General features: G+C 57.7%; 13 protein-coding genes, 1 tRNA gene and 1 pseudogene. 3 read left to right on the top strand and 12 right to left on the bottom strand.

Annotation, left to right across the window (positions count from 1 at the left end; all coding sequences use genetic code 11):
* Positions 1–4: 4 nt before the first annotated feature.
* From secD to queA, 4 genes are all read right to left on the bottom strand, one after another.
* Entirely contained in the window at positions 5–1,873 is a 1,869-nt protein-coding gene (secD, locus tag J3P84_RS05465; protein WP_434628530.1) for a protein translocase subunit SecD, read from the bottom strand.
* A gap of 63 nt (positions 1,874–1,936) precedes the next feature.
* Entirely contained in the window at positions 1,937–2,275 is a 339-nt protein-coding gene (gene yajC, locus J3P84_RS05460; RefSeq protein WP_016773317.1) for a preprotein translocase subunit YajC, read from the bottom strand.
* Between the two features lie 43 nt (positions 2,276–2,318).
* Entirely contained in the window at positions 2,319–3,434 is a 1,116-nt protein-coding gene (gene tgt, locus J3P84_RS05455; RefSeq protein ID WP_305501181.1) for a tRNA guanosine(34) transglycosylase Tgt, read from the bottom strand.
* A 14-nt stretch (positions 3,435–3,448) separates the two neighbouring features.
* Positions 3,449–4,498 (bottom strand): tRNA preQ1(34) S-adenosylmethionine ribosyltransferase-isomerase QueA, encoded by a 1,050-nt coding sequence (gene queA, locus J3P84_RS05450; RefSeq protein ID WP_434628527.1) that lies wholly within the window; start codon positions 4,496–4,498, stop codon positions 3,449–3,451.
* A 108-nt stretch (positions 4,499–4,606) separates the two neighbouring features.
* On the opposite strand from queA, the gene J3P84_RS05445 reads away from it, so the two are divergent.
* The 3 genes from J3P84_RS05445 to J3P84_RS05435 all read left to right on the top strand — a co-directional run bounded on the left by J3P84_RS05445 (position 4,607) and on the right by J3P84_RS05435 (position 5,667).
* Positions 4,607–4,691 (top strand) — tRNA-Leu (locus tag J3P84_RS05445).
* Between the two features lie 335 nt (positions 4,692–5,026).
* Entirely contained in the window at positions 5,027–5,356 is a 330-nt protein-coding gene (locus J3P84_RS05440; RefSeq protein ID WP_434628524.1) for a hypothetical protein, read from the top strand.
* 41 nt (positions 5,357–5,397) lie between these two features.
* Positions 5,398–5,667, top strand: coding sequence for a hypothetical protein (locus J3P84_RS05435; protein WP_434628521.1), 270 nt, complete (start codon positions 5,398–5,400; stop codon positions 5,665–5,667).
* Between the two features lie 271 nt (positions 5,668–5,938).
* Here the strand turns inward: J3P84_RS05435 and J3P84_RS05430 are convergent, their stop codons facing one another.
* The 8 genes and pseudogenes from J3P84_RS05430 to J3P84_RS05395 all read right to left on the bottom strand — a co-directional run bounded on the left by J3P84_RS05430 (position 5,939) and on the right by J3P84_RS05395 (position 12,273).
* Entirely contained in the window at positions 5,939–6,376 is a 438-nt protein-coding gene (locus J3P84_RS05430; RefSeq protein WP_434628518.1) for a GNAT family N-acetyltransferase, read from the bottom strand.
* A gap of 123 nt (positions 6,377–6,499) precedes the next feature.
* Positions 6,500–6,901 carry a GFA family protein gene (locus tag J3P84_RS05425; protein ID WP_434628515.1) on the bottom strand — a complete coding sequence of 134 codons (402 nt, stop codon included), beginning with the start codon at positions 6,899–6,901 and terminating at the stop codon, positions 6,500–6,502.
* Between the two features lie 172 nt (positions 6,902–7,073).
* Positions 7,074–7,779 (bottom strand): annotated as a pseudogene (gene tnpC, locus J3P84_RS05420) (IS66 family transposase); the annotation flags it as partial.
* Positions 7,780–8,599: 820 nt separating this feature from the next.
* Complete coding sequence (locus J3P84_RS05415) at positions 8,600–8,959, bottom strand: DUF6124 family protein (protein ID WP_434628513.1); 360 nt, start codon at positions 8,957–8,959, stop codon at positions 8,600–8,602.
* 404 nt (positions 8,960–9,363) lie between these two features.
* Positions 9,364–10,059: a hypothetical protein gene (locus J3P84_RS05410; RefSeq protein ID WP_434628510.1), complete on the bottom strand. Its 696-nt coding sequence runs from the start codon at positions 10,057–10,059 to the stop codon at positions 9,364–9,366.
* 78 nt (positions 10,060–10,137) lie between these two features.
* Positions 10,138–10,371, bottom strand: coding sequence for a hypothetical protein (locus tag J3P84_RS05405; RefSeq protein ID WP_434628508.1), 234 nt, complete (start codon positions 10,369–10,371; stop codon positions 10,138–10,140).
* Positions 10,372–10,669: 298 nt separating this feature from the next.
* On the bottom strand, positions 10,670–11,029 hold the full coding sequence (locus J3P84_RS05400; RefSeq protein ID WP_434628505.1) for a DUF6124 family protein: 360 nt from the start codon (positions 11,027–11,029) through the stop codon (positions 10,670–10,672).
* Between the two features lie 341 nt (positions 11,030–11,370).
* Positions 11,371–12,273: an AraC family transcriptional regulator gene (locus J3P84_RS05395; protein WP_434628502.1), complete on the bottom strand. Its 903-nt coding sequence runs from the start codon at positions 12,271–12,273 to the stop codon at positions 11,371–11,373.
* Between the last annotated feature and the right edge of the window lie 26 nt (positions 12,274–12,299).

Below are 12,299 nucleotides of genomic sequence, written 5' to 3'. Positions count from 1 at the left end.
CCCCTTAAATCCACAACTTCTTGAAGTCACGACCGCCAAAGATCAGGTTGACCATTGCGCGGGTCACCATGATGGCTGTGAACATCGAGGTAAAGATCCCGAGGGACATGGTCACTGCGAAGCCCTTGACCGGGCCGGTGCCCATGGCAAAGAGAATCCCGCCGACCAGCAACGTGGTCAGGTTGGAGTCGAGAATCGCGGTGAATGCCCGGCCGAAGCCTTCGTTGATTGCCCGTTGGATCGACATGCCCGCGGCGATCTCTTCACGTATCCGCGAGAAGATCAGCACGTTGGCGTCTACCGCCATACCCATCGTCAAGACGATACCGGCGATACCCGGCAGGGTCAGCGTGGCGCCCAGCAACGACATCAGGGCCAGCAACAGCACCATGTTCACCGCCAGCGCAACCGTGGCGATCAGGCCGAAGAAGCGGTAGATGGCGATGATGAACAGCGACACGAACAGCATGCCCCACAGGGAGGCATCGACGCCCTTGGTGATGTTGTCGGCACCCAGGCTCGGGCCGATGGTGCGTTCTTCAGCGAAGTACATCGGCGCGGCCAGGCCACCGGCACGCAGCAGCAGGGCCAGCTCCGAGGATTCGCCCTGGCCGTTCAGGCCGGTGATGCGGAACTGGCTGCCCAGTGGCGACTGGATGGTCGCCAGGCTGATGATCTTCTTCTCTTCCTTGAAGGTCTGGACCGGTACGTCTTTCTCGACGCCATTGACCATCTGTTTGGTGTAGGTGGTGGTCGGCTTCTGCTCGATGAAGATCACCGCCATGCTGCGCCCGACGTTGCTGCGCGTGGCGCGGCTCATCAGTTCGCCGCCGTGGCCGTCGAGACGGATGTTCACCTGTGGACGACCTTGCTCGTCGAAGCCCGCCTGGGCGTCGGTCACCTGGTCACCGGTGATGATCAGGCCGCGCTCGATCTGCGCCGCCGGACGACCGCCTTCGCGGAACTCGAAGCTCTCGGAAGTCGCCTTGGAAGCACCCGGCTCAGCGGCCAGGCGGAATTCCAGGTTGGCGGTCTTGCCGAGGATACGCTTGGCTTCGGCAGTGTCCTGCACACCCGGCAACTCAACCACGATACGGTTGGCGCCCTGGCGCTGGACGATCGGCTCGGCGACACCCAGCTCGTTGACGCGGTTACGCACCGTGGTCAAGTTCTGCTTGATGGAGTATTCGCGGATTTCCGCCAGCTTGGCCGGGGTCATCGCCAGACGCAGCACCGACTGACCATTGAGGTCGGCCGGCACAATGTCGAAATCGTTGAAATTCTTGCGGATCAGGGCACGGGCCTGTTCGCGGGCATCTTCATCGCTGAAGCCCAGCTGAATGGCACCTTCGAACTGCGGCAGGCTGCGATAGCGAACGCGCTCTTTACGCAGCAGGCTCTTGACGTCGCCTTCGTAGACTTTCAGTCGCGCGTCGAGGGCTTTTTCCATGTCCACTTCCAGCAGGAAGTGCACACCGCCGGACAAGTCCAGGCCCAGCTTCATTGGGTGGGCGCCAAGATTGCGCAGCCACTGCGGGGTGGTCTGGGCCAGGTTCAGGGCCACAACGTAATCGTCGCCCAACGCCTTGCGTACCACATCCTTGGCCGGCAACTGGTCTTCAGACTTGACCAGGCGCAACAGGCCGCCCTTGCCGTTTTCGGCGATGGACGCAGCCTTGACCTCGATATTGGACGCCTTGAGCGCAGCGCTCGCGCGGTCCAGATCGGCCTGGGTGACCTGCAGCGCCGTGCTGGCGCCGCTGACCTGAATGGCCGGGTCATCCGGGTAGAGATTGGGAGCGGAATAAATCACACCGACCGCCAGCACCGCCAGGATCAGTAGGTATTTCCACAGAGGGTATTTGTTCAGCATCACGCCGCCCGCTTATGACGCGGGGCGCCTTGCGCGCCCCGTCGATTGAAGAGAAGTTGTTACTTAGATCGCTTTCAGCGTGCCTTTTGGCAGCGTGGCCGCGATGGCGCCCTTCTGAAACTTCATTTCAACAGTGTCGGACACTTCCAGAACCACGAAGTCATCCGCCACTTTGGTGATCTTGCCGGCGATGCCGCCGGTGGTGACCACTTCATCACCTTTCTGCAAGCTGCTGAGCAGGTTCTTCTGCTCTTTGGCGCGCTTGGCTTGTGGACGCCAGATCATCAGGTAGAAGATGACCAGGAAGCCGACCAGGAAAATCCACTCGAAACCGCCACCCATAGGGCTGGCAGCAGCAGGTGCAGCCGCGTCAGCCATGGCATTAGAGATAAAAAAGCTCATTTAGCACTCCAGTTGCAAATATTGAATCTAGGGATCGGAAAACTCAGTCCAAAGGCGGAACAGGCAACCCGCGCTTGGCATAGAAGGCCTCGACAAAGGCGGCCAATGTACCCTGTTGGATAGCCTCGCGCAAACCAGCCATAAGCACCTGATAATGGCGCAAATTGTGGATGGTATTGAGCATGCTGCCGAGCATTTCGCCGCACTTGTCCAAATGATGCAGATAAGCGCGGGAGAAGTTCTGGCAGGTATAGCAATCGCACGTCGGATCGAGCGGCGAATCATCATGGCGATGGAACGCGTTACGGATCTTCAGCACACCAGTGTCGATGAACAGATGCCCATTGCGGGCATTACGGGTTGGCATCACGCAATCGAACATGTCCACCCCGCGGCGCACACCCTCAACCAGATCTTCCGGTTTGCCAACGCCCATAAGGTAACGAGGTTTGTCAGCGGGCATCTGGCCCGGCAGGTAATCGAGCACCTTGATCATCTCGTGCTTCGGTTCGCCCACCGACAGGCCGCCAATCGCCAGGCCGTCGAAGCCGATCTTGTCGAGGCCTTCCAGCGAGCGCATGCGCAAATCCTGGTGCATGCCGCCCTGCACGATGCCGAACAGCGCCGCCGTGTTTTCGCCGTGGGCATTCTTCGAGCGCTGGGCCCAGCGCAACGACAGCTCCATCGACACCCGCGCCACGTCTTCATCGGCCGGGTACGGCGTGCATTCGTCGAAGATCATCACGATGTCCGAGCCCAGGTCGCGCTGCACCTGCATCGACTCTTCCGGGCCCATGAACACCTTGGAGCCGTCGACCGGCGAGGCGAAGGTCACGCCCTCCTCCTTGATCTTGCGCATGGCGCCGAGGCTGAACACCTGGAAACCGCCGGAGTCGGTCAGAATCGGGCCTTTCCACTGCATGAAATCGTGCAGGTCGCCGTGGGCCTTGATCACTTCCATGCCCGGACGCAGCCACAGGTGGAAGGTGTTGCCGAGAATGATCTCCGCGCCCGTGGCAACGATGTCACGCGGCAGCATGCCCTTGACCGTGCCGTAGGTGCCCACCGGCATGAACGCGGGGGTTTCCACCGTACCGCGGGGGAAGGTCAGACGACCGCGACGAGCCTTGCCATCGGTAGCAAGCAACTCGAAGGACATGCGACAGGTGCGACTCATACGGTTTCCTCGGGCCCGCGTGGCGCGGGGTTACGGGTGATGAACATCGCATCACCGTAGCTGAAAAAGCGGTACCCATGCTCGACGGCGGCCTGGTAGGCGGCCATGGTCTCGGGATAACCGGCGAACGCCGAAACCAGCATCAACAGAGTGGATTCGGGCAAATGAAAGTTGGTCACCAGGGCATCGACCACATGAAACGGCCGGCCCGGGTAGATAAAAATATCGGTGTCGCCACTGAACGGCTTGAGCACGCCATCGCGCGCGGCGCTTTCCAGGGAACGCACGCTGGTGGTCCCCACCGCCACCACCCGCCCACCGCGGGCGCGGCATGCCGCCACGGCATCGACCACTTCCTGGCTGACTTCCAGCCATTCGTTGTGCATGTGGTGGTCTTCGATGCGCTCCACGCGCACCGGCTGGAACGTGCCGGCGCCGACGTGCAGCGTCACGAACGCCGTCTCCACGCCCTTGGCGGCAATCGCCTCCAGCAACGGCTGATCAAAATGCAGCCCCGCCGTCGGCGCCGCCACCGCCCCCAGGCGCTCGGCGTACACGGTCTGATAACGCTCGCGGTCCGAACCTTCGTCCGGGCGGTCTATATAAGGAGGCAACGGCATGTGCCCGACACGGTCGAGCAGCGGCAACACTTCTTCGGCAAACTCCAGCTCGAACAACGCATCATGCCGCGCCACCATCCGCGCCTGACCGCCGCCGTCGATCAAAATCGACGAGCCCGGCTTGGGCGACTTGCTCGACCGCACATGGGCCAGCACCCGATGCCCGTCCAGCACCCGCTCCACCAGAATCTCCAGCTTGCCGCCGGAGGCCTTCTGGCCAAACAACCGCGCCGGAATGACTCGGGTATTGTTGAACACCATCAAATCGCCCGGGCGCAAATGCTCAAGCAAATCAGTGAATTGACGGTGAGCCATGGCACCGCTGACCCCGTCCAAGGTCAACAGTCGACTGGCGCGACGCTCGGCCAGAGGGTGGCGAGCGATCAGCGAATCCGGGAGTTCGAAGGTAAAGTCAGCAACACGCATGATGGGGTTCGTCTAGCAGGGCCGGAAAGTCTAGCGGAATTATCAAAAATTCACCATGAAACGTGATTGACCAACGGTAGGCACCTCTCTATACTTCGCCGCCATTGAGCCCTGATGGCGGAATTGGTAGACGCGGCGGATTCAAAATCCGTTTTCGAAAGGAGTGGGAGTTCGAGTCTCCCTCGGGGCACCATCTTAAAAAAAGACCTTGAAATTCAAGGTCTTTTTTTTCGTCTGCAGGAAAGTGGCTTTGCCGCGAGCAACGCAAATCCCACCCCAGGGCGTGGCGAGGGGATTCATCCCCGCTGGGCTGCAAAGCAGCCCCAAATACCAAACCCCTAATGGGAAAGGATCTGTGGCAAGGAAGAACTGGTGGCAGGAAAAAACCCGTGGCGAGGGAGCTTGCTCCCGCTTGAGCGCAAAGCGCGCACAAAAAAGTCACCGCCCACACCGATACTCCGAACTGCCACCGCCAAGGCATAAACCACCACACCACCCTCCTCACCCAGTCACCAAGGATTTCACCTCATGGAATTGCTGCTGGAAACGGTCGCTCTTTACTCGCTCAAGCTGGCTTATGAGACGGAGGGTCACAGCCCGATTCTGCGGGATGATCCGTTGATGGGGGGTTGTGATCGGGAGGTTTTTGGGTTGTTGGTGCGGCGGGGGGATTTGGTTGGGATTCAGGGGGAGATTGGGCGGTGTTTGGGTTTGGCGTTGAGGGCGGTTGGTGGGGTGGGTTCGGTGTTGGGGCGGGAGCTGAATCGTCTGGCAGAAAATCTCCAAACCGTGCCAACGGTGGCACAATTGGATACGTCGCTTGTCGCGCTTAGAGACTATTTGAAGAATATTCAGTGAGCGGTCAGTTTCCCATCTCCCAGCCTTGGCATGAATGTCATATGAGCAAACTTCAAGAGTTGATTGAAAAAGCCAGATCAGGCTTATCGGCTCAAGAGAACATCTCCGATGCAGGCTGGCAAGCAATTGCCACGCAATGTGGCGCCGCTGAGCTAGCAGAGATTCAAGAACGTATCCTCAAGTTACGTGCGGAACTGGAGATAGTTGAGGAGTGGGACGGGGACACTCAGGACGACCTATATCTCGCAATTTCGACCCTTACTCGACTAATGGGATCGGTAGCAGTCGCTCTTTCTGAAAGCAAACCTTAAAAGCACTCTAGCGAAGAGGGCACTATTAAGCAGAACGCTATAGCTGATAACCGTCATGGCCTGAGATGGCCCGCCCATAGCTAGCAGAGATTGATCTGAATGGTGGGTTGAGTTCCGACAAATTCGGGCCAGCGCGGCGCACCACATCTGAGAGACTTCTATATTAGCTCCTCACCTTAGGCCTACAGCGTAGCGTAAGCGTTCGGGCAATACACGCTGCTCACCAGTTTTATATTTGATCAAGGTGATGTGCTCGCCGAATTTAAACTTGCTATGCCCCGGAACAATCATACCGTTTGACAAACCTACGCTCGTCGACCGCGTAACCTTGCTGCTGATAAAAAGTGTGAGCCGGTATTCGGTGGTCACTGCTAGTCACCTCAGCCCGCACGCAAAGTTGCTCTGTAAAAAACGCGTCAGCAGCGGAAACTAGCATTGCCCCTACTCCTTGTCCTCGGAAGTCATCATCAATGACAAGGGAGGTAATGCGTCCGAGCCTACCCGGCTGATGAAACAGTTCAAGTACGTGCAAGCTTATGACGCCGACAATATTTTTACCGTCTTGTGCCAGCAGCACGGTATCGCGAGCGCTAAGTTCTAAAGCCTCAAGCTTATCTCGGATTAGCTTTGGCGAGGCTTGGTAGCCTAACTGGCCTAGGAGTTTGAACACCGATTCTGCATCGGTTAGTAAGGCTTTTCGAACTTTCATATTGTTCTCAACTGGGTATTGCACAGGCTTGCCCACCATTTGTATTCGACATGATCTGTCGTTTGCATCGGACTTGACCAGCACACTTGGTGACTGAGACCGGCAGAAAGCGACCCAAAGCCGTCATTCGACCTGAGGGCATAGGTTAGATGATTTGAACCAGAGGACTGCGGAGTCGATATGAACATGCTTCTGCTTTTGAGGCAGGAAGGGCGTATCAAGCGTGCCCAACGCTATCGAGACCCAGTCGGCAAACTTACCTTCAGATCGTGACCAGAACAGAGTCGAACCGCAGTCCATGCAGAACTCGCGTAATACCGTCTCTGACGAAGCATAGGTTTTGATGCTGGTGGAACCGCGAAGTATTCGAAGCGCGCTACGCGGAATGCTGCCGTACGAAGCGAATGCTGCTCCGTGACCTTTGCGACACTGGTTGCAATGACAATGACTCACTGCTTTTGGTGAGACGAGTAGCTCGTAACTGACGGCAGCGCATAAGCAGCTTCCTTGGTATACCTGTGTCATAGGCTGTTCCGTGCAGGTGAATAACGCCAGCGTAACCGCCCCAGTCCAATCAGTCGACCGACCGCTACTGGCCGATTTGGTTGAAGATACGAACAGATGGGCAAGTGCAACGCAAATGCTTGGTCAAGAGGAGTGCATTATCCCACCTGTATTGACACACCTTTTGGCGCCACTACGTCGGTCGCCAGTGATCGGGTAACAATCGACCAATCTCACTCGCCCGCTGTGTCGGCAGCGGTGTCAGCACATCTTTCAGATAGGCGTACGGATCATGCCCGTTCATGCGTGCCAACTGGATCAGACTCATGATCGCCGCCGCCCGTTTGCCACTGCGAAGCGACCCGGCAAACAGCCAGTTGGAGCGCCCAAGTGCCCATGGTCGGATTTGGTTCTCGACTTGATTATTGTCGATGGTCACGGCCCCGTCTTCCAAGTAGCGCGTCAACGCTACCCAGCGTTTAAGGCTGTACCAGAGCTTTGGCCGTTGCTGATCCATTGGGCACGAGATCGCGTTGGGTCAGCATCCAGTTATGCTGCGTTTTGATGATCGGGGCTGCCTTTTCCTGGCGTATTCGCCAACGATCCTCATCGCTCATGTCTCGAGTTTGGCGTTCGACTTCGTACAAGCCGCCAATCGAGTACAGCGCTTGTTCAGCCAGCTGGCTTTTGTTCGCCACGTGCAGATCGAAAAACTTGCGACGGGCGTGAGCCACGCAGCTAATTTCGGTGATGCCTTTCTCGAAACCGGCCTTGTAGCCAGCGAAATCGTCGCATACCAGCTTGCCGTTCCACTGCCCAAGAAAGTTGCGCGCATGCTCCCCTGCACGGCTGGGACTGAAGTCATAAAGCACAGCCTTGAGTGCTGAAAACGGCGTGGTCCCTTCAACCTAATGCACCGCGTCGCTTTCTGTCAGGATAGATGCACAGCACATCGTCCCTGGCTGCCGAGACTGAACATGCCACCCAGCCCAGCATCAAACCTTGCATTTCGTACAGGCTCAATCACAACCGCTTTCCCGTCTGATCTTACGTTCAGAGCTGAGGGCCTACGCCCAATATTAGGGAACACCAGCCAAGCCACACATCCAGGCATTGAAGTCAGAGTAGGTGACGAGGATTTAGTCATTCCCTATCGAATCCATCACGAGGGCAATGAGCGGGGATGTTCACAGCTGAATGGGCTTCAAAGCGTCATGTACTCCTGCATCCTGACTAGGCATCACGATGGTCATGTCCGACAACGTCAGCTACGGCAAATTCTCTCTGTGCCTGAGCCTTGGGTTGTCCCGTTCGTGGTGCAGCTAACCGGCGAGTACGTAATCGAAATACTCGATACCTGCGACGCTCACCTGCAAGCGCTCGATCCGGACCTGTACGGAGCATTCATCAGGGGCAACCCAGAGTACTTCAAAGCCCTACAGGATCGGATGATCAGTTACTGGGATTGCTACTACCGACACCTGTATGGGCACAGGCAAGACTATGTGGGGTTTCGGTTATTCGAGCACTTTCGTAAACTCGCAAAGGGATAGAAGGTTAGCCAGCGCACGTCAGCGTGTATCCCTACCTGTATCCCTAAACGTAAAAAACGTCTACAAGGCACGGCTTATATGGCATGCTCGAGTCTCCCTCGGGCACAAAAAAAGGCCTTGCCGGGCAAGACCTTTTTCGAATCTAGATTGGGCGTGACGCTGCCGGCTACCTCTCCTCCACAATATCCAAAGCCCGATTCGCCAACAGCTCACTCAACTCAATCACCTGCAAAATCCCCAACGCAACATGCCGCCTTGACCCTTCCAGATCAAACGCCAAATCATTGATCATCGCATTCGCCGAAGCCAAGCTCTCGCTCAAATTCGCAAGCAAACACTCCGTATCCACATCAGGATCAATACGAAAAAGCGTGCTGGAATTCCCGGGCGTTTCGCCCTCAGGCTTGGGTTTCAGGTAGAAATTCAACGCGCGGTTGGTGGCGTCTTCGAGTTTCTTGTTGCGGGCGGATTGGGCGCGGCATACGGATTCGTCTGCTGCGGGAGGATTCGGAGTAACTTTTGCCATCGTCCTGCTTCCTGTAGTTGGAGCCATCACCCGCTCGCTGCTAAACGATGGGAGGCAGCTGTACGCAGGTTAGCAGACCGGGGAAACAAGAAACCGGCGCGTCCGGGGACGCCCTGCGCACAGCCACCATCGAGTGCAGGATGGAATCCCGACTGGATGACGCCTTGCACAACCTGTTTCACCACGAGCTGCTAAACCCGATCACTGATGAGCAGTGACAGGACTCAAACTACCGACGCGGCCCGGGGCGCACAAGCCGGCGGATTCTGGCGTAGTTGTAGGTAAAGGCGCAAGGTGATGTGGGCTTACGGGCGGGGAACGTCCGGTGTCTGACAGCCCCGGCTGACGCAACGGCCATCCATCGCTCCTGATCCATGAGGCAGCACTGCGGTTCGCCTGGGCAGTTACTGTTTCAGGTCTTCAATCAGCTTGCCGACTGCCAGATCGGACACGCGGGAAAACGCCGCGCGCAGTGCTTCGGGATCGGTGGCGTACTGTTCAGGGGCGTAAGCGAGGGTATTGCTTTCGTTGAATGGCGAGATGGTATTGAAGTTTCGCCAAACCGATGTACCGCCGCGCTTCATGAATCCGTTCACGCCAATGACCGGGTAAAGCACGGTGCTGTAGTTTTTCAGGCTCAGCCCCCACTGCATGACCATGATTTCAACGTCGGCATCCGCTGTCTCGCCTTCGGCCACAATGGTGAACAGCCCTTCTTGCTTGATGCGCCTTTCGAAGCTTTCACGCACCAGCTTGCCCACATCGATACCGTGGGCCTGCATGTTGTTCAGAATCGCTTGGGAAATATCCACCGTCGCGCCGTCTGCCGCCTTGGTGCCCGCGACCGAGCCGGCGCCGGTCAATGCGCTGGTGGCGGCGCTGGATGCTCCGGCCGCCATGCCGGTTGCGGCACCTGCCCCGGCACCCAAGCCTGCTCCCCAGGCCTGAGTCATGCTGGTGTACTTGAAGTTCTGCACCGCGAAGTACACCGGGAGGATCTTGATGGTTTTGATCTGGTGACGGTCTTCGACACTCAACGACTTGGTGACACACCCGGAAAGCAGGGCGACCGAAAGCAACGCGAGAAACAGCTTTTTCATGGGAGGGAAAACCGATTACATGGATGAGTGAAAGCCTTGGGTTGAAGTGCCGGCATTGCTAGCAGCACTTTCTCTGGTTCACGCTACATACCTGGCCCTGCTGAAAAACAGTGCCGCTCCGATGCCAATTGCACTGGTCGAGGCGATACCCAGGTCAATACCGAAGATCAGAGACGGCAACGCAAAAATACTCGCGACCCCTAGAACGACCAGAGCAATGCCTAGCCATTTCCTGAGGCCGTAAGCTTTCATATAGAAAAACAACAACAAGAACACCGCGTACGCAAGCGCATATAGGCCATATTCCTTCATCGCACTAGCCTGACTTCATAATGGCCGGCTTTCGCTTCGCCGAAATGCAGCGTCCTGAGGCTACCCCACTCATCGGCTGACAGAGTAAAACGCGATACGCTGAAGACAATTCCATGGCTGCCAGAAAACTGACCGTTTTCAACTTTCAATGCTCGCATCCTTTATCGAGTCTGGTGAGGCCAGGAGTTTCTATTAGCGAACAGGCATTGGCAAATAACAAGCAGCTAAGCGCTGGCAATTTCAGCCTGTGCCGAACAAGAAAGGTCCCGCTGTGCAAGCCCCTTCCTGCCCCGATTAACTACCGCGCCTCAACAATATCCAACGCGCGATTCGCCAAGAGTTCACTCAACTCAATCAACTGCAAAATCCCCAACGCAACATGCCGCCGGGAACCTTCCAGATCAAACGCCAAGTCACTAATCATCGCATTCGCCGAAGCCAGGCTTTCGCTCAGGTTCGCAAGCAAACACTCGCTATCAACATCAGGGCCAATACGAAACAGCGTGCTGGAATTATCGGGCGCTTCACCCTCAGGCTTGGGTTTCAGGTAGAAATTCAAAACGCGATTGGTGGCGTCTTCGAGTTTTTTATTGCGGGCGGATTGAGCGCGGGATACGGAATCGTCTGGCGCTGGAGGGTTCGGTGTAATTTTGACCATGGTCTTAGCTCTCTCTGGTTGAGGCTACGACCCGTTCGCGACTAAACGATTGGGAGGCAGCTGTACGCAGGTTAGTCGACCGACGAGCTAAGAAATCGGCGCGCCCGGAGGCGCCCTGCGCACAGCCACCATCGAGTGCAGGGATGGGGATACCTGACTGATGGACGCTTGAGCGACTTAGCAACGTCGGGCGACTAAACCCGATCACTGATGAGCAGTGACAGGACCCAAGCTACCGATACCACCCAAGGCGCACAAGTCGGCGGATTCTGGCGTAGTTGTAGGCAACGGCGCAAGGCGACGTGGCCTTGCGAACGCGGGTCGTCAGCGTCTGTAGGCCTTTACTGACGCGACCTGCCTCGTAAGTCAGAACCAGCTTTCTGGCCTGTGGCTATCTGCGCCAACCAATCCCGAGGGGACACTCCGACCTTGGCTGTGAACGCGCGTGAAAGTGCCGATGGGGTTGTGTAGCCAAGCTCTTCGGTCAGGCTCTTGATGGATTCGCCTTGGCGCAAGCGGCTCTGGGCCAGGGCGATGCGCCAGGTGGTGAGGTAGTCGGCGGGGGTTTGGCCGACGATGTCGCGGAAGGTGTTGGCGAATGCGGTGCGCGACAGGCAGGCCTGTTCGGCCATGCGCTCCAGCGTCCACGCGACGCCCGGGTCTTCGTGAATGGCGACGAGCACTCGCGCCAGTCGCGGGTTTGACAGCCCGGCGATGAGACCCGGGCGGATGCCGGCTTCCTGCTGGTGATCAAGCAGCCAGCGCAGCAGTTGCAGCACCACGACTTCGAACAATCGGTCGGCGAGCATTCGCTGGCCGCAGCGCACGTGGTCGGTCTCGGCGAACAGCAGCTCCAGCGCGGCGTGCAGGCCCGGTACCTGGGCCAGCGGCAACGCGATCAAGGGCGGCAGTGCCCGCGCCAGGGGGTTGCGTGCGCCGCCCTCGAACATCAGTCGCGCACAGGTGAAGTCGGAGCCTTCCGCCGGGGGGTTATGGAATTGATGGGTGATCGGGCAGGGATAAAACAGAAGCGACGGTTCTTCGAAGCTCATCGAGGGCAAGCCTTGCCCACCGGGGTGGCTGACTTTTAGCTGACCGCGACGAAGCACGTGCAGGTAGCCGAACCCCTCGCCGGCATCAAAGCGATTTACACCACACAGGGCGCCGGTGTGGTGCAACTGCGCTTGCACGCGGAAGTGGTCGAGGATGCCGGAGAGCCGGTCCAGGGTTGGAAGCGTTTGCATTCTGAACGAATAGCTACGTTAGGCGT

Origin of the sequence: Pseudomonas sp. Z1-29, assembly GCF_051131995.1 — a bacterium.
Classification (GTDB): Bacteria; Pseudomonadota; Gammaproteobacteria; order Pseudomonadales; family Pseudomonadaceae; genus Aquipseudomonas.
Note: the sequence above shows the minus strand (reverse complement) of the source record. Positions and strands in the feature narration are given on the sequence as shown.

Excerpts from the sequence above, each read along its gene's own strand:
- J3P84_RS05430 (WP_434628518.1), bottom strand. The coding sequence starts at position 6,376 with ATGAAAGTTCGAAAAGCCTTACTAACCGATGCAGAATCGGTGTTCAAA.
- J3P84_RS05400 (WP_434628505.1), bottom strand. The coding sequence starts at position 11,029 with ATGGTCAAAATTACACCGAACCCTCCAGCGCCAGACGATTCCGTATCC.
- J3P84_RS05425 (WP_434628515.1), bottom strand. The coding sequence starts at position 6,901 with ATGACACAGGTATACCAAGGAAGCTGCTTATGCGCTGCCGTCAGTTAC.
- J3P84_RS05405 (WP_434628508.1), bottom strand. The coding sequence starts at position 10,371 with ATGAAGGAATATGGCCTATATGCGCTTGCGTACGCGGTGTTCTTGTTG.
- tgt (WP_305501181.1), bottom strand. The coding sequence starts at position 3,434 with ATGTCCTTCGAGTTGCTTGCTACCGATGGCAAGGCTCGTCGCGGTCGT.
- yajC (WP_016773317.1), bottom strand. The coding sequence starts at position 2,275 with ATGAGCTTTTTTATCTCTAATGCCATGGCTGACGCGGCTGCACCTGCT.
- J3P84_RS05435 (WP_434628521.1), top strand. The coding sequence starts at position 5,398 with ATGAGCAAACTTCAAGAGTTGATTGAAAAAGCCAGATCAGGCTTATCG.
- queA (WP_434628527.1), bottom strand. The coding sequence starts at position 4,498 with ATGCGTGTTGCTGACTTTACCTTCGAACTCCCGGATTCGCTGATCGCT.
- J3P84_RS05440 (WP_434628524.1), top strand. The coding sequence starts at position 5,027 with ATGGAATTGCTGCTGGAAACGGTCGCTCTTTACTCGCTCAAGCTGGCT.
- secD (WP_434628530.1), bottom strand. The coding sequence starts at position 1,873 with ATGCTGAACAAATACCCTCTGTGGAAATACCTACTGATCCTGGCGGTG.
- J3P84_RS05410 (WP_434628510.1), bottom strand. The coding sequence starts at position 10,059 with ATGAAAAAGCTGTTTCTCGCGTTGCTTTCGGTCGCCCTGCTTTCCGGG.
- J3P84_RS05395 (WP_434628502.1), bottom strand. The coding sequence starts at position 12,273 with ATGCAAACGCTTCCAACCCTGGACCGGCTCTCCGGCATCCTCGACCAC.
- J3P84_RS05415 (WP_434628513.1), bottom strand. The coding sequence starts at position 8,959 with ATGGCAAAAGTTACTCCGAATCCTCCCGCAGCAGACGAATCCGTATGC.